The 19,623-nt window shown below is 62.0% G+C and carries 18 protein-coding genes; 5 read left to right on the forward strand and 13 right to left on the reverse strand.

Going from position 1 to position 19,623, the window contains the following annotated elements; all coding sequences use genetic code 11:
- Window positions 1–19: 19 nt before the first annotated feature.
- On the reverse strand, window positions 20–1,417 hold the full coding sequence (locus Asbog_RS08315; RefSeq protein ID WP_231944543.1) for a penicillin-binding protein activator: 1,398 nt from the start codon (window positions 1,415–1,417) through the stop codon (window positions 20–22).
- Between Asbog_RS08315 and rsmI the strand changes: the two genes are divergently transcribed.
- Complete coding sequence (rsmI, locus tag Asbog_RS08320) at window positions 1,402–2,346, forward strand: 16S rRNA (cytidine(1402)-2'-O)-methyltransferase (protein ID WP_171840680.1); 945 nt, start codon at window positions 1,402–1,404, stop codon at window positions 2,344–2,346. The genes Asbog_RS08315 and rsmI overlap by 16 nt on opposite strands.
- Before the next feature lie 127 nt (window positions 2,347–2,473).
- Here the strand turns inward: rsmI and Asbog_RS08325 are convergent, their stop codons facing one another.
- Genes Asbog_RS08325 through Asbog_RS08335 form a run of 3 tightly spaced genes read right to left on the reverse strand, consistent with a single transcriptional unit; the run spans window position 2,474 to window position 5,301 of the window.
- Window positions 2,474–3,136: a LolA family protein gene (locus tag Asbog_RS08325; RefSeq protein WP_062164777.1), complete on the reverse strand. Its 663-nt coding sequence runs from the start codon at window positions 3,134–3,136 to the stop codon at window positions 2,474–2,476.
- Window position 3,137: 1 nt separating this feature from the next.
- Window positions 3,138–4,520: a glutamate--cysteine ligase gene (locus Asbog_RS08330; protein WP_062164778.1), complete on the reverse strand. Its 1,383-nt coding sequence runs from the start codon at window positions 4,518–4,520 to the stop codon at window positions 3,138–3,140.
- A 58-nt stretch (window positions 4,521–4,578) separates the two neighbouring features.
- On the reverse strand, window positions 4,579–5,301 hold the full coding sequence (locus Asbog_RS08335) for a 16S rRNA (uracil(1498)-N(3))-methyltransferase (RefSeq protein ID WP_062164779.1): 723 nt from the start codon (window positions 5,299–5,301) through the stop codon (window positions 4,579–4,581).
- A gap of 75 nt (window positions 5,302–5,376) precedes the next feature.
- Here Asbog_RS08335 and ubiA point away from each other — a divergent pair, with 75 nt between their 5' ends.
- Both ubiA and Asbog_RS08345 read left to right on the forward strand, forming a co-directional pair.
- A complete protein-coding gene (gene ubiA, locus Asbog_RS08340) occupies window positions 5,377–6,297 on the forward strand; it encodes a 4-hydroxybenzoate octaprenyltransferase (protein WP_062165792.1) in 921 nt (306 codons plus the stop codon).
- The gene (locus tag Asbog_RS08345) at window positions 6,294–6,944 is read left to right on the forward strand and encodes a class I SAM-dependent methyltransferase (RefSeq protein ID WP_062164780.1); all 651 of its coding nucleotides are present in this window, start codon (window positions 6,294–6,296) and stop codon (window positions 6,942–6,944) included. The genes ubiA and Asbog_RS08345 overlap by 4 nt, the downstream gene beginning before the upstream one ends.
- Before the next feature lie 15 nt (window positions 6,945–6,959).
- Here Asbog_RS08345 and Asbog_RS08350 read toward each other — a convergent pair whose 3' ends face one another.
- The gene (locus tag Asbog_RS08350; RefSeq protein ID WP_062164781.1) at window positions 6,960–8,357 is read right to left on the reverse strand and encodes an MFS transporter; all 1,398 of its coding nucleotides are present in this window, start codon (window positions 8,355–8,357) and stop codon (window positions 6,960–6,962) included.
- A 3-nt stretch (window positions 8,358–8,360) separates the two neighbouring features.
- The gene (locus Asbog_RS08355) at window positions 8,361–9,110 is read right to left on the reverse strand and encodes a dienelactone hydrolase family protein (protein ID WP_062164782.1); all 750 of its coding nucleotides are present in this window, start codon (window positions 9,108–9,110) and stop codon (window positions 8,361–8,363) included.
- A 298-nt stretch (window positions 9,111–9,408) separates the two neighbouring features.
- Between Asbog_RS08355 and Asbog_RS08360 the strand changes: the two genes are divergently transcribed.
- A complete protein-coding gene (locus tag Asbog_RS08360) occupies window positions 9,409–10,749 on the forward strand; it encodes a GntT/GntP/DsdX family permease (RefSeq protein ID WP_062164783.1) in 1,341 nt (446 codons plus the stop codon).
- A 66-nt stretch (window positions 10,750–10,815) separates the two neighbouring features.
- Here the strand turns inward: Asbog_RS08360 and Asbog_RS08365 are convergent, their stop codons facing one another.
- Genes Asbog_RS08365 through Asbog_RS08380 form a run of 4 tightly spaced genes read right to left on the reverse strand, consistent with a single transcriptional unit; the run spans window position 10,816 to window position 14,896 of the window.
- Window positions 10,816–11,406: an isochorismatase family cysteine hydrolase gene (locus Asbog_RS08365; RefSeq protein WP_062164784.1), complete on the reverse strand. Its 591-nt coding sequence runs from the start codon at window positions 11,404–11,406 to the stop codon at window positions 10,816–10,818.
- Window positions 11,403–12,809, reverse strand: a complete 1,407-nt coding sequence (der, locus tag Asbog_RS08370) for a ribosome biogenesis GTPase Der (protein ID WP_062164785.1) — start codon at window positions 12,807–12,809, stop codon at window positions 11,403–11,405. Before der ends, Asbog_RS08365 begins: the two co-directional genes overlap by 4 nt.
- 3 nt (window positions 12,810–12,812) lie before the next feature.
- A complete protein-coding gene (locus Asbog_RS08375; protein ID WP_231944544.1) occupies window positions 12,813–14,198 on the reverse strand; it encodes a PQQ-binding-like beta-propeller repeat protein in 1,386 nt (461 codons plus the stop codon).
- Window positions 14,199–14,203: 5 nt separating this feature from the next.
- The gene (locus Asbog_RS08380) at window positions 14,204–14,896 is read right to left on the reverse strand and encodes a tetratricopeptide repeat protein (protein WP_062164786.1); all 693 of its coding nucleotides are present in this window, start codon (window positions 14,894–14,896) and stop codon (window positions 14,204–14,206) included.
- A 148-nt stretch (window positions 14,897–15,044) separates the two neighbouring features.
- Here Asbog_RS08380 and bla point away from each other — a divergent pair, with 148 nt between their 5' ends.
- The gene (gene bla / locus Asbog_RS08385) at window positions 15,045–16,001 is read left to right on the forward strand and encodes a class A beta-lactamase (protein ID WP_231944545.1); all 957 of its coding nucleotides are present in this window, start codon (window positions 15,045–15,047) and stop codon (window positions 15,999–16,001) included.
- 87 nt (window positions 16,002–16,088) lie between these two features.
- Here the strand turns inward: bla and Asbog_RS08390 are convergent, their stop codons facing one another.
- Genes Asbog_RS08390 through asnB form a run of 3 tightly spaced genes read right to left on the reverse strand, consistent with a single transcriptional unit; the run spans window position 16,089 to window position 19,622 of the window.
- On the reverse strand, window positions 16,089–16,475 hold the full coding sequence (locus tag Asbog_RS08390; RefSeq protein ID WP_062164787.1) for a hypothetical protein: 387 nt from the start codon (window positions 16,473–16,475) through the stop codon (window positions 16,089–16,091).
- Between the two features lie 48 nt (window positions 16,476–16,523).
- Window positions 16,524–17,843, reverse strand: coding sequence for a dihydroorotase (locus Asbog_RS08395; protein ID WP_062164788.1), 1,320 nt, complete (start codon window positions 17,841–17,843; stop codon window positions 16,524–16,526).
- A 39-nt stretch (window positions 17,844–17,882) separates the two neighbouring features.
- Window positions 17,883–19,622, reverse strand: coding sequence for an asparagine synthase (glutamine-hydrolyzing) (gene asnB, locus Asbog_RS08400; RefSeq protein WP_062164789.1), 1,740 nt, complete (start codon window positions 19,620–19,622; stop codon window positions 17,883–17,885).
- Window position 19,623 lies beyond the last annotated feature (1 nt).

Genomic DNA, 19,623 nt, shown 5'->3' on the forward strand with positions numbered 1-19,623 from the left:
GGGGCGACTTGGCATAGGCTCAGCGGGTCAGGCGCCTCGGTGCAGCCGATGCCATTTTGACCCCACCGCCCGGCAGAATTTCAAACAAGGCAAGGCCGCGTGCCACAGTGCCATCGCCTCTCAGCACGAATGTCCCATCGGCGCCGGCGAATCCGTCCGGACGCAGCAGCGAGCTTTCCGAGAAACCGTCGGGGCGCTGGCTCAGCACTGCCGCCATCGTTGCGGTGTCATAGGCAACATTGGCCAGAACTGACGGGGCGTAGCCGTAGCGTGCGCGATAACGCTGCACGAAGTCATTGCGGAAGGACGGATCGGGCGCGGCAAACCAGCCGCCACGCAGGGCACCGAGCTTTGCGGCAAACGCATTCCAGAGTGCCGGCCCCATGATACGGGTCTGTCCCGTATCAATCGCAGCCTGCTTCAGGCCATCAATCACATTGGCAAGCTGAAGCCCCGTATCCCCTAGCAGCAGAGCGTCGAACGGCGGCGGAGCGAGAACGGGTTTTGCAGGAGCCGATGTCGCCGTGCCAGAAGCGGGCGAACCCGTCGCACCAGGCACCGCCCCCTTGGAAGGATCGGCAGCATTGCCGCCAGAAGCGGGCGCGGGTGATGCCTCGCTACCGAGAGGATTGACGGCATCCGGCTCGGCCGGGGCAGCCGCAGCGGCCTGCTTTGATGCCTCGTCCTGTCGCGCTTGCCAGTCAGACAGGGTCTTGAGACCTGCCGATATCGACTCAGCAGTGCCGGTATGGAAAGCGATATTCGGTTGCGCCAGTCCGCGCGCGGCACAGGCCTTGCCCAGTGCATCAGCAAGGGCGTGACCAAGCGCCGAGTCAGGAAGATAAGCGGCGAAATTCTTGCGCCCTTCAGCGCTGGCGGCCTCAACCAGACGGTTGACCTGCTGCTCGACCGTTATACCCATGACCCATACGCCCGGCTTGGCCTGGACCTGATCGCTCGTATAGGCAAATTCGGGGATACCGGCTGGCTGAACGAGGGTTGCAACCGCACTTGTCTGCGGGGCCGTCAGCGGCCCAAGGATTACGCGATCGCCCTGATCAATGGCAGCGCGTGCTGCTGTCTCGGCGGTCTGACCGGGCGCGTCGGTATCGCGTATATCGAGCGTAACCCCATGCCCTTCAGGCACGGCGATATGGGCCGCATTCGCCATCTGCTGACCGAGCTTGCCGAAACGACCGCTCAGCGGCAACAGCATACCAATCTTTTTGGGTCCAGAAGCGTCCTGAGCTGCCCCCCCCCCGATCTTGGCGACGGGCGGCGGTGTCTCGGGGCCACCACAGGCAACAAGGGCAAGGGCTGCGACACCGGCGAGAGCGGAAACCTTGCATGCAGAGGCCGACCTGAGCGATGTGAAGGAAACCACGCGCTGACGGGGACCGAATGTCCGACCTACCATCTTATACCCACACTCCTGATAATGACTCGCCCCCTGAGGGCTCGTCGCATCCTTATGACAATTCTGGCAATTCTGCGACTCTTCCCCCCGGCAGCCTCACTCTGGTTGCCACACCGATCGGCAATCTGGGCGATATCAGCACCCGGGCGATCGAAACCTTGAAAGCCGCCGATGTGATCCTGTGCGAAGACACGAGGGTGACAACCAAACTGCTCAAGGCCTATAACGTTTCCACTCCGACACAAATTCTTCACGATCATAATGAGCAGGATCGTCTGCCAGCTCTGCTCAACCGCATGGCTCAGGGCGGGCGACTGGCCCTTGTTTCCGATGCCGGAACCCCGCTTGTTTCGGACCCCGGTTATCGTCTGACACGTGCTGCCATCGGGGCAGGGTTGTCTGTCGGGGCTATACCCGGGGCCAATGCGGCGACGCTCGCCCTCACGCTCTCGGGTCTGCCGCCCCATCCTTATCTGTTCAGCGGGTTTGCCAGCCCGCGTTCGTCGGCCCGCCGCAGCCAGTTCGCGGTATTGCGCGCCGCCGAGCAGGCGGGTTTCACCGCAACGCTCATCTGGTACGAAGCGCCCCACCGCTTGCTGGACATGCTGGATGACCTGATCGCTGTTTTCGGCCCCGAGCGTGAAGCCGCCGTGGCGCGTGAGCTGACCAAGAAATTCGAGGAGATTCGTCGCGGATCGCTCACAGAGATCCGTGAGCACTTCATCGGCACAGCGCCGCGTGGAGAGATAACCGTGCTGGTCGGCCCTCCCGGCGATGAGGCAGTTGATACCGAGCAGGATCTGGACGCCCGTCTTGTCGAGGCTCTCAAGACTCATTCCGTGAAAGACGCGGCGGCTCTGGTCGCCGGGGCGGTCAATCTGCCCAAGCGCGTTGTCTATGCCCGCGCGCTGGAGATTGGCAAAAGCTGATCGGTAGACCAAACGCGAGGGGGCCGTAGGTCGCGGCCACCTTGCGTCGGCGCGGACATCATACCGGCTCAAGGTTGCCCATCGAAGCGCGGAGGACGATCTAGCCCCGCGCTTCAGGGTGATCAGGTCAGTCCTGTTCCTTCGGCAGTGCGAAAAGTGTCGCCGGGTTGCCGGGATTAGAAACGACGTTGAACAGGTCGATCTGTGTCTCGCGTCCTTGCGCATCCTTGACTACCCATGATTTCAGCGTCAGGGGGGAGTCATTGAAGATAAGTGTCAGGCTACCCTCTGACGGCGTCGCCGTGCGGACCAGGGTGACCTGCACCAGCCCATGATCGTGCTGGAAGGCGGTCACCGTCACATCGCCAGACAATCGCAGATCGGGCCGTAGTAACAGACCAAGCGGTGTCCGATCGAGCGGGAGCGTCGTGACCTGCCCGAGCTCTCGATCCTGATAGACAACCTTGCCATCATTGGCGATGAGCAGCAGCGGGCTCGGTTTATCGTAATCGAAACGCATCTTCCCAGGCCGGTCCAGCCAGGCCTGTCCCGCGGAGCGACTGCCATCGGGCGCGATCTGCTGGAACCGCGCGTTGATCGCATGGATGGCGTTCAGCGCATCCTGCACCCGGGCAATCCAGCCAGCATCGGTGGGCTTGAGAACCGCCGCCTGAGGGGTTGCAGCAGTGCCTTGGGCCAAAACCGGGCCGGGGGTAATGGACGAGATGCCACCCAGGAGGCCGGTCAGAATCACGGTTCGGATAAAGGGTCGTGACTTGTTCGCGCTCATTTCAGATCGCTGCTTCTTCAAAAACGTGACGGACATCGCCCTGCCAGGCTCCATTGAAACGCTCCACCCAATGCTCGGCCTGCGTTGGCCCGCCATCAGCGATGGTATGGAGCGGGGCAAGACAGACTTCTTCACCCAGACCACGCGCACGCAGCCCCTGCTCAGCCAACGCAATGACGCGCTTGGCGAGCCCGCGTAGTCCGCCGGGGAAATCCGCGCCCATCGCCTTGTGCGGCACTTCGGCACGCAAGGCACGATAGACCGACCAATCCTGTTCACGAACCAGTGCCTCGGCAGCGACCAGGGTGGCCGGATCATAGAGTAGCCCGACCCAGAGCGCCGACTGCGCCAGCATCATTGCCGGACTTCCTGCATCGGCACCGCGCATTTCAAGGAACTGCTTGAGGCGCACATCAGGGAAAACCGTTGTCAGGTGATCCTCGAAATCACCCATCGTCGGGTTGAACCCGGCAAGCGCTGGCTGCGCCTTACCCTCCAGCCAGGCGCGGAACGACGCCCCTGCAACATCGCGTATCTCGCCATCGCGCATAATGAAATACATCGGGACATCAAGAACCCAGTCCACATACTGCTCGAAGCCGAAATGGTCATCGAAACAACAGGCTGGCATCCCCGAACGCGCGTTGTCTGTGTCGGTCCAGACATGCGCACGGTTCGACAACAAACCGTTCAGCTTTCCCTCATAGAAGGGAGAATTCGCAAAGAGCGCTGTTGCGAGCGGCTGCAGCGCAAGGGAAACGCGCATCTTCCGGGCCATGTCCTCCTCGGAGCCGAAATCGAGATTGACCTGAACCGTGCAGGTGCGAGTCATCATATCCAGCCCGAGTGTACCGACTTTCGGCATGTAGCGTCGCATGATTGCGTAGCGACTCTTGGGCATGATCGGCATGGCGTCACGGGTCCAGAGCGGCTGAAAACCCAGGGGCGCGAAGCCCAGACCAAGCGCCTTGGCCGGTTCTCTGATCGCGTCGAAATGCGCCTGCATCTCGTCGCGTGTCTCGTGCAGCGTCGCGACGGGACGTCCTGACAGTTCGAACTGCCCTGCAGGCTCAAGCGAGAGAGATTCGCCCTTATGATCGCCCTGCCCCTTGAGCCCTATGAGCTTGTCATGATCGGTAATGGCCTGCCAGTCACGCCCGTCAGCCATGACTGCCTCAAGGAGCGATTCGATACCCTTCGGCGTGTAGGCAGGTGCCGAATAGGCTTCGCGGCCCGAATGATCGCCCGGCAGAACAAAGCCGAATTTCTCGTGCTCGGTACCGATGCGCCATGACTCCTGTGGCTTGGCCCCATCCGCCAGAAGTGCAACGAGCTGCGCCTTGCTCTCGATGGGCGCGTCATTCAGGTCACCGGGATTGGACATGGGCGGTACTGGAGCCTCAAAGGGAGATTTCTGGAAAAAGAAACTGTCGAGTTTCGTCCTATATGGACCGTGATGCGCGAAACGCCAACTGGGCAAGCCCGGCAATCACTGCCGTATCCGCCCTAAGGATCAGATTTCCCAGCGAAACCGGCCTGATCGCGCTATGCGTATTCAGCAGGCGGCGCTCGCTCTCCGAGAATCCACCCTCCGGCCCGATCAGCAGGCCGTAATGGGACGGCACCGGCTCAACGCCCGGACTTTGCTGTCGTTCCAGTGCTGCGTAGAGCGGGTAGGACTGGGGCCATTCATCAAGCAGCTGCGCCAGTGGCCGCAGCGGTTCGATGGCTGGAATATCAAGCCGTTCGCACTGTTCCGCAGCCTCTATCGCAATGGCGCGGAATCTCTCGGCGTTGATGCGGTGCGTATTGGTGCGTTCCGTGATTACAGGGGCGAAACGTTTGACACCCATCTCGGTCCCCATGCGCAGCACAAGATCGGTGGCGTCGCGCTTGAGCGGGGCAAACACCAGAACCGGCCCCGGCACCTCCACCGCAGGACGGCTGAGCGTGGTCAGGACAGCCTGCCCCCGGTCCTTGCGCTGGATCTCGAGGCGCGCTGTCCATTCGCCCGCCCCTTCACCGAATACGCAAAGGGCGTCTCCTTCGTTCAGGCGCAGCACGGCGATGAGATAACGCATCTGACCCGGATCGAGCGCTATGGCTGTGCCCGCCCCCATGCCGGGAAGGAGCTGATCCAGATAGAGCCGGGGGGCGTCCTGCATGTCTGCCTCGTGATGCGTGATTGACGTTCCCTGTTCATAGACGCAATGAACCCTCATGACGACATGGAGACCTCAATGACGCGCGAGACCGTGCCCCATACCGACATTCGCGCTCATGGCTGGATCGCCCGTATGCCGCGCGCATGGCGGCCCTATCTGCTGCTGGCCCGCCTCGACCGCCCTGTCGGCACGTGGCTCCTCCTCTTGCCCGGCATCTGGGGAATCGCGCTCGCCGAGGGCGCGACATTTTCCCGTCGCGCCGTGCTGATCGCCCTTTTCGCCATTGGCTCCCTCGCCATGCGGTCAGCGGGTTGTGTCGTCAATGACATCTGGGACCGCAAGATCGACGCCCAGGTTGCCCGTACCGCAGGCCGCCCTCTTGCCAGCGGCGCCGTCTCGGTGCTTCAGGCCCTCTGGCTGCTGGCAGCCCTGCTCGTCATTGGCGCGCTGGTGCTATTCCAGCTTCCAGCAATCTGCTGGGCGCTCGCGCCGCTTGCCCTGCTTCTGGTCGGTCTTTACCCGGCAGCCAAACGCGTAACGTGGTGGCCGCAGCTCGTCATGGGGTTCACCTTCGGGTTCGGCGCCCCCATGGGGTACGCCGCCGCCGCAGGGCGGGTCGATTGGGTCTGTGCCCTTCTCTATGCCGGCACGATCCTGTGGCAGCTTGGCTTTGACACCATCTATGGCTTTCAGGACATGGATGACGATGCCCGTATCGGGGTGCGTTCAACCTCGCGTCTCTGGGCAACGCAGGCGCGGCCTTTCATCGCTGCCTGCTACACAGGGGCGGCCCTCCTCCTGTCGGCAGCCATCGCACTGGCTGGGCTGCACTGGAGTGTCTGGCCTCTCGCGCTCCTGTCCAGCCTCATGCTGGTCAGCCAGATCGTTCGTCTGGATATCCGCAACCCGGCGCTGTGCCTGATGCTGTTTCGTCAGAATGTCCCGTTTGGCATGGTTCTGGCCGCGGCACTGATCTGCGGGCGGGTGTTGTCGTGAGAGATGCCGAAAACTTCATTGCCAGTCAGACGGTTATCGAAACCGCGCCCCTCGTCCCGGAGCTCAGGCTACATCTGGCCACTGAAATCACGCCGATCTGGCAGGCGACAGAAGCCCACCTGGCCGAGATGAACATAGAGCCGCCTTTCTGGGCCTTTGCGTGGCCGGGCAGCCAGCTTCTCGCCCGTTTCATCCTCGACAACCCGGCTCTGGTGCAGGGTCGCATCGTGCTCGATTTTGCCTGTGGGGGTGGTCTGGCAGGCATCGCGGCAGCACGGTCCGGCGCCGCAGGGGTGCTTGCCAATGATATCGACCCTCTTGCCCTTCAGGCCGCGCAGATCAATGCTGCGCTGAATGGCGTTGGCCTCACCCGGCTGGAAGGCTCCATCATCGGCACATTGCCCAAGGCAGATCTGCTTCTTTGCGGAGATGTCTGCTACAACCAGCAGATGGCCGACCAGATCATCCCGTGGTTGCGTCACTGTGCGACCCGTATGGAGGTCTGGATGGCTGACCCAGGCCGCCCCTATGCGCCAAAAGACGGTATCGAGACGCTGAGCGTGATGGAGCTGCCCACAACGATGGAGCTGGAAAGCAGAACAGCGCGTGAAACACGCCTGTGCCGAATTCTGCCTCTACCGGCCTGACTGGCTTCAGCCCGGTCAGGCCTTCGCCTTGATCGAACGCGCCAGGCTCATTGCAGCGCCAACCCAGGCAATCAGCATGGCGCAGAGCAGGCACAGCGTCGAGGCATGGGTGCTGAAGCGAAACACGCTTGCAACCAGTAGCGCGCCGAGCGTCTGTCCGCCCAGCCTTGCGACCGACACGAGTCCGCTTGCGCTTCCCTCACGCCCACGGGGAGCCGCCAGCATCATGACGCGGTTATTGGGGGGCTGGAACATGCCGAACCCGGATCCCGCCAGCCAGGTGCGCCAGATGATATCCAGATTCGAGGCATCTGGCGGCAGAAGCCAGAGCAACGCAAACCCGCATCCGGTTACGGCAAGGCCAAGGCTGGAGAGCAGGACCGCAGGGACCCGATCGGTCCAGCGGCCTATGAGGAACGACATGGTGGCCACGCCCACCGCCCAGGGCGTGATCAGAAACCCGGTGACTGTCGCCGGGCGCTGGAACACGGTCTCAAGCGTGAAGGGCATGGCAATGATGAAGAAATTCGACGCGACAAACCCCGTCATGCCGACAATGAACGCAATAAGGAACGACGGCACACCCAGCAGATCGACCGGCACCACAGGCTCGTCCTTGCCGCGCTGATAGCGCAGAAGCGCTGCCCAGCAGAGAACACCTGCCCCGGACAGAAGCAATGCGCCCCAGAGCCCGCCATGCACCGCGTCATCGACACCAATCACGGTGAAGGTAAAGGCACAGATGGTCAGCACCACGGCAGGCAGATCGACCGCCTTCTCCGAGCGTGGCGTGACTGGCAGCGCAAAGCTGGCCAGCGCCAGCGCCGCCAGCCCGAGGGGCACATTGATCCAGAAAATCCACGGCCAGTTGGCAACCGACATGACCAGAGAACCAACGGTAGGACCGAGCGCCACGCCTGTACCGATGATGAGGCCGTTCAGGGCCAGCCCTTTGCCAAGCGCTGCCTTTGGGTAGATGAACCGTATGAGCGCAATGGCAACGCTCATGATACTCGCCCCGCCAACACCCTGCAGGGCCCGCGCAAGAGCAAGCTCAAGCAGGCTGTGAGACAGGGCACAGAAGATGGAGGCGACAAGAAAGATCGCGATGCCCAGCCGGCACATGCGCGCAAAGCCTATACGCGCGCCGATCGATGCCAGGGGGAGCAGCATCGACAGCGAAGCAAGCTGATAGGCATTGATAACCCAGATGGACTGGGATGAGGCGATATGCAGGTCATGCGCGATGCTAGGCAGCGCGACATTCGCCACAGCGTAATCAAGCACCGAAAGCAGCACAGCCAGCGCAACCGCCAGCATCGCCCTCGCACGCTCGACACCATACAGCCCGTCAGGCTGCCCGGTGCCATCGCTGTCGTGATGCGAAATTCCGCCCTGTCGCGCCGCTTTCATGACTCAGGGCTGAGCCATGAACACGCGCTGATAGAGCCCGTTGGTCCAGCTCATGCCCTGAAGGAACAGCGCTGCATCGAAACGGGGTGCGCCATCGCGCAGGAAGGCATGCTGGCCATCGACCTCATGCCACTCCAGCGCCGTACCGGCCTGCTCGAGCGCATCGCGAATCTGGCGACGTCCCTCATAGGGCACATGCGGATCATGACGGCCCCATACCATCATGATCTCGCCCCGTATCTCGGCAGCGCGGGCCAGCGTACCATCATGGCGCTCGCCACCCAGCGTGCCGGTATGCAGATCGGTGGCATAGAAACAGGCTGTCGCTTCAATGTCCGGCAGCAGCGCTGCACGGAAGGCAAGGTGACCGCCGAGACAGACGCCAAACGCACCAAAGCGTCCGCTGCACGCCTTATGCCCGCGCAGCCAGGCAACGAGCGCCACATTGTCAGTGTCAAACTGTCCGATGGGCTTGGTGTATTTCAGGTCGTTCCCGCGATCTGTGCCCGGCTTGTCATAGGCCAGCACACAGCCGGGGGCCTCGTATTCGTGATAGACCTCCGGGACCGCTACCAGATAGCCCTGCCCTGCAATCATCGCGGCGAGACGCTCGATAGGCGCGGTCACCTGATAGATTTCCGAGAACAGCAGAATGGCGGGGAAACGTCCCGCTCGTGCCGGACGGAAGAGATGGACGCGCATCTCGCCCGTGGGTGTCTGGATATCGGCTGTTTCGTCGCTTCGGATCAGCACGGTGTTCCCCTCTCAGGATCTTATGGAGTCGTAGGCGCCACTGGCGAGTCTGTTTCGTGCATAGAACCTCATGCCCGCCAAGACCATGCCCGCAGCGTCAAAGCCTGACAGGTGGTGCGACTCGTGTGCTGATCACGCAGATCAGCGACCTGCCACGAGAAAACTTTGGATCGATCCAGAATCAGCGCCGTGCCGGAACAGGCGGGATCAGGCTTGTAAGATTTCTGCCCAATATGTGAACACGCAGCAACCTGATGACACGTTGACAGGAACCCCGTTAGCCCCGCGTGATCACGTCATGTCTGCGCTTTTTGCCATCTCCCTTGCCTCCGCCGCGATCCTTGCGATCGTCGTCCTCATCGCCTTTTTCAGGCTCAATCCGTTCATCGTGCTGTTCACGACGTCGCTGGCGCTTGCGCTCGCGGCGGGGATGCCAGCCGACAAGGTGGTAAAATCCTTCGAGGAGGGCGCAGGCCACGTGCTTGGCCATGTCGGCACGGTGATCGCGCTTGGCACGATGCTGGGCAAGATGCTGGCTGAATCGGGCGGCGCGGACCGCATTGCCCTGACCATCTCCAACCGGGCCGGACGCTCGCGCGTGGACTGGGCCATGATGATCATCGGTCTGCTGATCGGCCTGCCGGTATTCTTCGAGGTCGGTTTCGTCCTGCTTATCCCCCTAGCCTTCGTGCTGGCCGCCCGCACCGATACACCGTTGTTGCGTGTCGCGCTTCCCATGGGGGCCGCGCTGTCAGTCACCCATGCCATGATCCCGCCGCATCCGGCCACGCTACTGGCGCTCTCGGCCTATCATGCCAATACGGGCCATACGATTTTCCTCGGTATCCTGATCGGTACGCCCATCGCCATCATCGCGGGCCCTCTCTTTGCCCGCTTCATTGCCCCGCGCGTTCCTCTGACCGAGGCCAACCCACTGGCAGAGCAGTTCGTCAACCGCGAGCCGCCCAAGAACATGCCCGGCTTTACCATTACCGTTTTCACCATCCTCTCCCCGGTGGTGCTCATGCTGGTGGCTTCGATTGCCGATCGCGTCTCGGCACCGGGAACGACGCTGAACACGGCCCTGCATTTCATCGGCAATACCGATATCGCCCTCGTGCTGGCCGTCATTCTTTCCTTCTATGTGCTGGGTCTCGCCCGCGGTTTCTCCCGCGAGACCATTCTGCGTTTTACCAATGAATGTCTTGGCCCGACCGCACTCATCATGCTGCTCGTTGGCGCAGGTGGCGGCTTTGGCCGCGAACTGGTCGATAGCGGTGTCTCGAAGGTCATCACCGACACAGCGCTTGACTTCAATGTGCCAATTCTCGTTCTGGGCTGGCTGCTGGCGGTTATCGTGCGCGTGGCCTGCGGTTCGGCAACGGTTGCCATGAGCACCGCCTCCAGCATCGCTGGCCCAATCCTGCTCAAGAGCCACGGCGTCTCACCCGAACTCATGGTTCTGGTCACGGGCGCAGGCTCGGTGGCTTTCGGCCCCATGAACGATGCCGGGTTCTGGCAGATCAAGGAATATCTTGGCCTGACCGTGCCACAGACCATCAAGACCTGGTGCGTCATCGAAACGCTGATTGCGTTCCTCGGCCTTGGTTTCTGCCTGCTGGCGTCGCTGTTCATATAAAAAAAGCGCGGGACAATGATCCCGCGCTTCTTGCCTCTGCGCCGACAGGCGCATCTTGTGAGAGCGTCAGAGCGTAGCCAGAAAGGCCTCTGACGTCATAGGGCGGGAGAACATCGGGTAGGTGTACTGAATGGCTGCCTCATGCTGCGCTTGTGAAAGCGTGGCGGTGCAATCGGTCAGGGTCACCACATCATAGCCCAGTTCGTAGGCTGTGCGCATGGTGGACTCCACACAGCAATCGGTCAGGAAACCACCGAGCGCGACACGCGTGATCCCGTTATGGCGCAGCACAAAATCAAGATTGGTGCTGGCAAAACTGCACAAGCCACGTTTGCCTGAAATGACGATATCATCACTCTCAGGCGACAGCGCATCGATAATCCGAGCGCCCCATTCCCCTTCCTGGAAAGCCTGCGTCGCCTTGACGCCCGCCAGAATTCCGTAGGGCGCGCTGGCAAGCTCCGGATAGCCCTTTGCGAACTCGATGGGCACCCAGACAATCTTCACGCCCTTGGCACGCGCCGCTTCGACGAGAGCGATTGTGCGATCGATCATGCCCGTGCGGCCGATCTCGGCCTTCACGCCGTCATGCAGCGCTCCGCCCTCGGAGACGAAATCATTCTGGAATTCGATCAGTACAAGGGCGGTCTGGCTCATGACTTGTTCTCCGCGTAGGGGTTCTTTGTGCCCCTCAATTGCAAACGGATCGGCGTACCCGGCAAATGGAAGGTTTCGCGCAGCCCGTTCACCAGATAGCGCTTATAGGCATCGGGAAGCAGCTCCGCGCGCGTACCGAAAAGAATGAAGGTCGGCGGGCGCGACTTGGCCTGCGTCATGTAGCGCAGCTTGAGACGACGCCCGTCAACCAGTGGCGGCTGATGCCGCTCAAGCGCGGCCTCGAACCAACGATTGAGCTCTCCGGTCGTCACGCGGCTGTTCCAAACCTCATGCGCCCGACGAACGGCGGGCAGAAGCTTGTTTACCCCAGCACCCGTCAGGGCCGAGAAGGTAACGACCGGGATACCGCGCATCTGGGCCAGCGAGGTCTCAATACGATCGGCAATCGCCTGACGGGTGGCCGCACGGTCCTCGACTGCATCCCACTTGTTCAGGGCCAGAACACAGGCGCGCCCTTCCCGCTCGATAAGACGGGCAATCTGCAGATCCTGCTCATGCACACCCAGCGTGGCATCGAGCGTCAGCACAACCACCTCGGCCATTTTCAGCGCCTCAATGGACGCCGAAACCGACATGCGCTCCAGATCCTGCTCGATACGCGCCTTGCGACGCAGCCCGGCCGTATCGACAAGCTGGATCGGCCCAACCTCGTCATGCAGCGACACCGAAATCGAATCGCGCGTCAGACCCGGCTCCGGCCCGGTGATCATGCGCTCTTCACCCAGCAGGCAGTTCAGGAGCGTGGATTTACCGGCATTGGGGCGGCCCACAATGGCGAGGCGCAGCGGGCCCGCTGGCCGCTCCTCGATTTCCTCGCCATCCTCGTCGAGCACCTTGGCGCGCGAACGCGGCTTTTCACGCACACGCTCACCTTCGGGCAGGCGATCGGCGATTTCACCCATCAGATGCGCAATACCCTCGCCGTGTTCGGCAGAGAGCGCCAGTGGCGTCCCGAGACCCAGGGAATAGGCCTCGAGCACCTCGTTACCCGCCGCCGCACCCTCTGCCTTGTTGGCGAGGAGCAGCACTTTCTTGTTCTGCTTGCGCAGCCAGGCAGCGAAATGCTTGTCGGCCGGCGTCACACCGGCGCGGGCATCGATGCAGAACAGCACGAGATCTGCCTGCGCCACGGCCGATTCCGAGGACGCGCGCATACGACCGAACAGCGTGTCCGGCGCAGCCTCTTCAAGACCTGCCGTATCGATCAGGCGCACCTTGCGCCCACGTAGCAACGCCTCTCCTTCCTTGCGATCGCGTGTCACGCCCGGCATGTCAGACACAATGGCCTGACGCCGCCCTACCAGCCGGTTGAAGAGAGTCGATTTACCGACATTGGGACGCCCGGCGATGACAACGAGCGGAAGAAAAGAAGAGTCAGTCACGGATCAACCATATGCATTCAGGTTACCATCGGTCGACAGCACAAGAACCTTGCCGTCGCAGATGATGGGTTCAACCAGGGTAGGCTTTTTTGTTTTCAGGGGTGCGTCAGCCTTGCCCGTGACCGCGTCGATCACCTGAAAGCCGTTTTCCTCGAGTGAGGAAACACACACAAGCTTTCCATCGGCCATGACGGGGCCAAACCACGTCACGGCATATTTCTGCTTGGTCTCGTTCTTGAAACGACGCAGATCGTGAATCCAGCGCACATGGCCGGACAGGCGATCAAGACAGGCAAGCTGCTGATCCGAGGAGATCAGATACAGCCAGTCGCCCACAACGAGCGGCGTATTCTGCCCGCTGGCTTCACGCTCCCAAAGGCGGCGACCCGAGCGCATATCGATAGCGACCAGAACCTTGGAGAGCGAAACCGCATAGGCTGTGCCGTCCTTGACCACGGGTGCGCCACGCACACAGGCCAGATCGAGCATGGCGCCGCGACCGTTCGAGCCGCCAAGGCTGTCGCTCCACACAAGCTCACCGGATTCCGCACGAAGCGCCACAAGGTCGCCACTGCCAAAACCGGCCACGACGACGCCATTATATACCGCCGGGGCGGATTGCCCGAACATGACCGTATCGGCCTCGGTGGCCTGATACGTCCAGATCTGCTCGCCCGTCTCGGCATTCAGCGCAAAGAGCCGCTCATCGATCGTGCCGAAGAACACGCGTCCATCGACGATGGTCGGTGCTGAACGCCCCGGCACAACGGTTTCAGCGCGCCATTTGACCTTGCCGGTCTCGGCAGCCACCGCGATGACCTGCCCGACACCATCGACGATATAGAGCGTGTCACCGGCAAGGCCCATACCGCCGCCGATATCGCTCGAACGTGCCTTGTTGCCCTTGGGGATGAATGTCCAAAGCGGGCTCATGGCTGGCCAGGTCCAGGCTTTCACCGTCCCGACACCATCGCGGGTGTAGATGCGACCTGCGTCAATGACGGGTGGCGACTGGATGGCACCGCGGCCATTGGGGCCAAGGGCGACGAAATGCAGGAAAGCAGGCTCGGAAATGCCGTGACCGATCGAACGCGACCAAGCGAGCTGCGGACCGGCCCAGTTGGTGTTCAGCGAGAGATGGTCCGGCACGCGCCCGACCAGCGGCCACGCTGTGATGGGCTGGGCCGGGGGCAGAACGATCGGTGTATGATCCTCTTCATCCACGACCAGACCAGCACCGGTCGACAGCACATCATAGCGCTTGCCCGCAAGAATCTGCTTGGGGTCGTCCTTGAAGATTCCGCAGCCGCTCAGCATGGCCGTCGTGGCGAGGGTCGAACCCAGAAAGAAGCGTCGTCCCGGCTGGCGCGGGGATGTCTTGTTCGTCATGGGCATCAACCGGCTCCGCCGAAGGTTTGAAGAAGGATGGAAGCACGCTGGCGAACACCGTCCGGCGCGTCGGGTGACTGCGCGAGCCCCATGAGGAGGCTACGCGCCTCGTCATGCTGCTTGGCTGTGGCATCTGCCCGCAAATCGAGCGCCGCAAGGCCTTCCTGGGCGAAGGCGCGCCAGGGACCGGCGCTGGCAGCCAGCACCTCGAACCCCTTTCGGGTCTCGCCCGGGTTCGCGTCATCGATATGGCTGTTGAGCAGAAGCAGACGGGCCAGATCACGGAGCGAGGCATTCTCGTCCGTGTCGTCAATCACGCCCTGCCAGGCCTTACGCGCGCCATCGACATCGCCAGCCTGAGCCTTGAGCTGGGCCAGCCTGATGGCGGCGAAGCCACGTGTGGCGCCGGGGGCCTTGCTGGCGAGGTCAGCAAGGACGGCCTGATTGGCCTTTTCGGACTGGCTGCGTGCGGCCGCATCGGGCTGGGGCGCCTGAAGCGCCTCCATAGCCGTATAATAGCGGCCCGAGGCCTCTGCCTGCGCCTGATGGTGGCGATGAATCTGCCATTGCCATCCGCCCACACCGATCAGTGCGACAAGCGCCACACCGACCGCAACACCTCCAAAACGCCGGGCAGTTGCGCGCATCTCAGCTGCACGCATCTCCGCCTGGGCCTGACTGAAAAACTCGTCTGCCACCGTGATCCTCTTGCGACACTATTACCGCAACCATACAGACGCCTGCACCCTGCGGCAAATTGCTTTGTCATTGCAGACACGCATCGGACAAACTTCAGCCACAACCGCGCGTCAGAACAGCGTTTTACACTGATTCAGAAAGTCCTCCATGCGCCCAGATCCCGTTGCCCCACTGGCGAGACGACGCCTGCTTGTCGGCCTTCCCCTTCTCGGGATCGCCGCCCGATCGGCACTCTCCCACAAGGCCATGGCTCAAGGGGCTCTCACCCAATCGGCCCCCGTCCTCTCTCCGGCAACCCATCAGGCCCTGTCCGATATTGCTACGCGCTACGAGAAGCTTTCGGGCGGGCGCCTTGGCGTCCACATCTTCTGTCCCGAAAGCGGTACAGCGCTCTCGTGGCGAGGCGAAGAGCGGTTTCGTATGTGCAGCAGCTTCAAGGCATCGCTCGCCGCCTGTGTGCTCGCATGCTGCGACCGGGACGAAGACGATTTGACCCGACGCATCGCTTTTCGCGAGAGCGATTTCAAGGAGCCGTTCTGGGCCCCGGTGGCCGCCCGGAACCGCGATGCCGGCAGTCTCAGCCTCGCGGCGCTCTGCGCCGGGGCGGTGACGATGAGCGATAATATCTGTGCCAATATGCTGTTGCGCCATATCGGCGGCCCCGCAGCCCTGACGCGCTTCTGGCGAGATAGCGGCGATGAAATCACGCGTCTCGACGCCTATGAGCCGGAACTGAACCGCCCCTCAGCCAACCCTGATGACAACACGACCAGCCCCGTCGCGATGGCACGGACACTGCATCGTCTGATCCACGGGACATTGCTTCATCCCAATTCTGCAGCACTGCTGCGCAGCTGGATGATCAACTGCACCACCGGTACTCAGAGACTGCGCGCCGGGCTGCCTGCGCATTGGGTGGTTGGCGACAAGACGGGAAATAACGGCAAGGATATTGCCGCCGACATCGCCTTCGCATCGGCCGACAAGAACGCTGGTAAGTCGGTTATCATCGCCACCTACACCGCGGGCGGCACTCCGGACGAGACACAGTTTCGCCGCGTCTTTCATGACATCGGCGCCCTCGCCCCGGCATTGCTGGGCTGAAACCTGCGCCTTACCGAGAGGCCGGAACGAAGAAGGGGACGGGCTCATACCCATCCCCTTCTTCCATAAGCCCGAACAGCGCGGGTCTTACTTCTTCGCGAGCTTCTTGCCAGCGGCCGTCAGCTCAGCCGAGATATGGCTGAAATTGGCGGCGATACGCTGCTGAACGCCTGTGCTGACGGCATGCACCTTCGCAATACGTTCGCGCGCATCCTCGCTGATGGCCTGCTCTTCTTTCTGTGACGCACTGGCAACACAACTGTTATAGGCGCGCGCCTCTTTCTCATAAGCCTGGAACTTGTCCACGCTCGCATTGTAATGCGCGGTATCGGTCGCTGTGATGGAGGGGGCACTCGGCTCCTGACCGCATTTGGCGCGCGGATCGGCCTTTGCGACAGAAGGGAGCGACCCGGTTACAGCCACCGAGGCCAGAGCGATCGAGGCGAGAAGCGAAGGTAAAGCGATAGGTTTCATGATCGTGCGATCTGCTGATGTGAAGTGAAAGACGCTATTGCGCAGGAATTACGGCGCAAATCGGGCCAGACGACCGATGGGTGCCGAGGTAATTTCATCATCACGCATGACGATATGCCCACGCACGATCGTCCCGACAGGCCAGCCCGTGACCTGCTTGCCATCGAAAGGCGTCCAGCCAACGGGGCTCGCAATCCAGTCGTTACGGATTTCGCGTCGGGCCTTCATGTCCACAAGCGTGAAATCAGCGTCGAACCCGACGGCCATGCGTCCCTTGGTCTGCAAGCCATAGATACGGGCCGGCCCCGCCGCCATCAGATCGACTAGGCGCGGCAGAGACAGGCGACCTGCATTCGCGTGATCGAGCATGACGGGCACAATCGTCTGAACACCCGTCAGACCGGCAGGGCATTGCGGCCAGGGCTTTTCCTTGGCCTCGCGCGGATGCGGCGCATGATCTGACGACACGACATCCACCCGCCCGTCACGCAGGGCGGTCCAGCAGGCGTCATAATGGCGCTGGTCGCGAATTGGCGGGTTCATGACGGCATAGGCACCGAGCGTCTCATAACATTCCGGCCCTACCTGTGTCAGGTGATTGACCAGAACCTCCACACTCACATGGGAACGATGGGCAGCAAGCCAGTCCAGTTCCTCGGCGGTCGAGGTATGCAGGATATGGACCGGTCGGCCCGTCTTGCGGGCAAGTGCCGTGATCCGTCGTGTGCCGAGAAAGGCACATTCCTCATCGCGCCAGATCATGTGGTTTACATGAGGCATTCCTGTCTCGAACAGGGGCTTGCGCGCTTGCAGGCGATATTCATCCTCGGAGTGAAATGCCACGCGACGGTGCCCGCTACGCAACACAGCCTCGATGCCCTCATCATCCTCAATCATCAGATCGCCCGTGGATGACCCTGCAAAAACCTTGATGGCGCACACGCCGTCTTCCTGCTCCAACGCGGCCAGTTCCGGCGTATTAGCGCGGGTTGCCCCTACGTAAAGCCCCATATCGATCAGCGCGTTCTCCGCCACGGTCAGGCGCTTGTCGGCAATCGTGGCGGCGGAGGTGATGGAAGGCGATGTATTAGGCATATCGAACACCATCGTCACGCCGCCAAGCGCCGCAGCGCGGGTGCCTGTTGCGATTGATTCGATCGCGGCATTGCCGGGGTCGCGCAGATGCACATGCGCATCAATCAGGCCAGGCAGCACATGCAGACCGGTCGCATCGATCTCCTCCGCAGCCTCGTCCTGCGCCGTCACGGCCAGGCTCGCAATGCGCCCGTCTTTCACGCCCAGATCGGCCTTGGCCTCACCCCAGGGAAAGACGCAGATCCCGCCTCTGATGATCAGATCGTAATGCATGGGTTTCTCCTATTGCGGGTGATGGAAATCAGGGAAAGATCAGGCGGCGAGCGTGTCGAACACATCGCCATCGCATGGGATTCGCTCGATATGGATCCGGTACCACAGGGCATAGAAGAGCAACGCCCAGGCAGCATGACGCTCGCGCCGCCCCTCTGCGCGATCGAAAATCCGACGAATGTCCTGCGCCTCCAGCACGCCCTTGAACGCTTGCGCCTCAGCCACCAATGGCCCGAGACGGGCGGAACGGGCGCCAATCCACTGCCCGACCGGCACAGTGAATCCCTGCTTGGGCGCAAAAGGCGACGACCCCGGCACATTCTTCTCTAGCCAGCGTCGTAACAGATATTTGCCGTGGCTGCCCTTCACCTTGAGATGATCGGGCAAGGACCAGGCCAGTGCGCTCATGACCGGATCGAGCAAGGGGGTCCTGCCCTCGATGGCATGGGCCATGAGGCAGCGATCGAGCTTGATCAGCAGGTCATTCGGCAGCCATTCATTCAGATCGAGGCCCTGCACGGATCGCAGACGCGTCTGCTCAAAGGGTGGCGTGAAATCCTTCTTCCACTGCCCCCCCGTAGGCAGACGGCAAAGCCCGTCCATCATGCCGCGCCGCCAGGGCAGACGGCCGCCCCGCCACCAGGGGCGCATGGCGCGGCGATAGCGGCCATAGCCGCCAAAGAGCTCATCACCCCCCTCACCGCTCAGTATCACGGTCACATCCTTACGCGCCTCACGCGCCAGAAACCAGCTGGGGATCACGGCATAATCCGCCACCGGATCATCCAGGCAGGCCACGATTTCAGGCAGATGGCGCCAGACCATGCTTTCGGTAATGGTCAGCACATGGTGCTTCGCGCCCAGCACACGGGCGGTCTCCGCCGCCTGCGCGCTCTCATCGACCGAGCCGGTGTCAAAACGTGCGGTCCAGGCCAGAGGCGCCCCGCGGCCAAGGCGCGTCATGGCCGCAAGAACCGCCGTGCTATCTATGCCGCCAGAGAGAAACATGCCGAAAGGCACATCGGCCCGCTCATGCGCCTGCACACTATCCATAAGGGCATGATCGAGGCGTGAGAGCGCCATCTCCTCGCTCAGATCCCGGTTGATCGTGCCATGACGGGCGGGCAGTTTGCTGGCGCGATCCAGCACGCCATTAACGAAACGCAGGGTTTCGCCGGGCAGGACGCGCTTGATGCCGGGATAGATCGTCTCACGCCCCGCAACGAACTGCACCTGAAGCAACTGGTCTCGGGCGGCCTCGCGCACGCTGCGCGTGACAAGACCCGTCGCGAGTAATGCCTGCGCCTCAGAGGCAAAGATCACCCCCTGCTCGATCTCGGCGTAATAGAGCGGCTTGATACCGAACGGATCACGACTGAGGGCCATGACCGTATCAGGCCCAGTCTCATCCAGAAGCGCTATGGCGTACATGCCGCGCAGCTCGAACGTATAGGCGGTATCGCAATCGGGCCAGAGAAACAGGGGCGATTCACAGTCGCTGCCCGTCTTGAATGGCGCATCGGCAAGCGTCGCGCGCAGGGCCGGATCGTTATAGATCTCGCCATTGGCAACAAGCGCAATCGGCCCCTGAATTAGAGGTTGCGCGCCCCCTCCCAGGTCGACAATCGAGAGACGGCGATGAACAAGCGCCGCTGATCCTGTCTCATGGAATCCCTCGCCATCAGGACCGCGGTGACGCAGCGCCTGAGCCATGATCTGAAGGATTGCCGGGTCAGGCGCATACCCGTGACGACATGCCATGCCCGCGATACCACACATG

Origin of the sequence: Asaia bogorensis NBRC 16594, from assembly GCF_001547995.1 — a bacterium.
In the GTDB taxonomy this organism is placed as follows: Bacteria; Pseudomonadota; Alphaproteobacteria; order Acetobacterales; family Acetobacteraceae; genus Asaia; species Asaia bogorensis.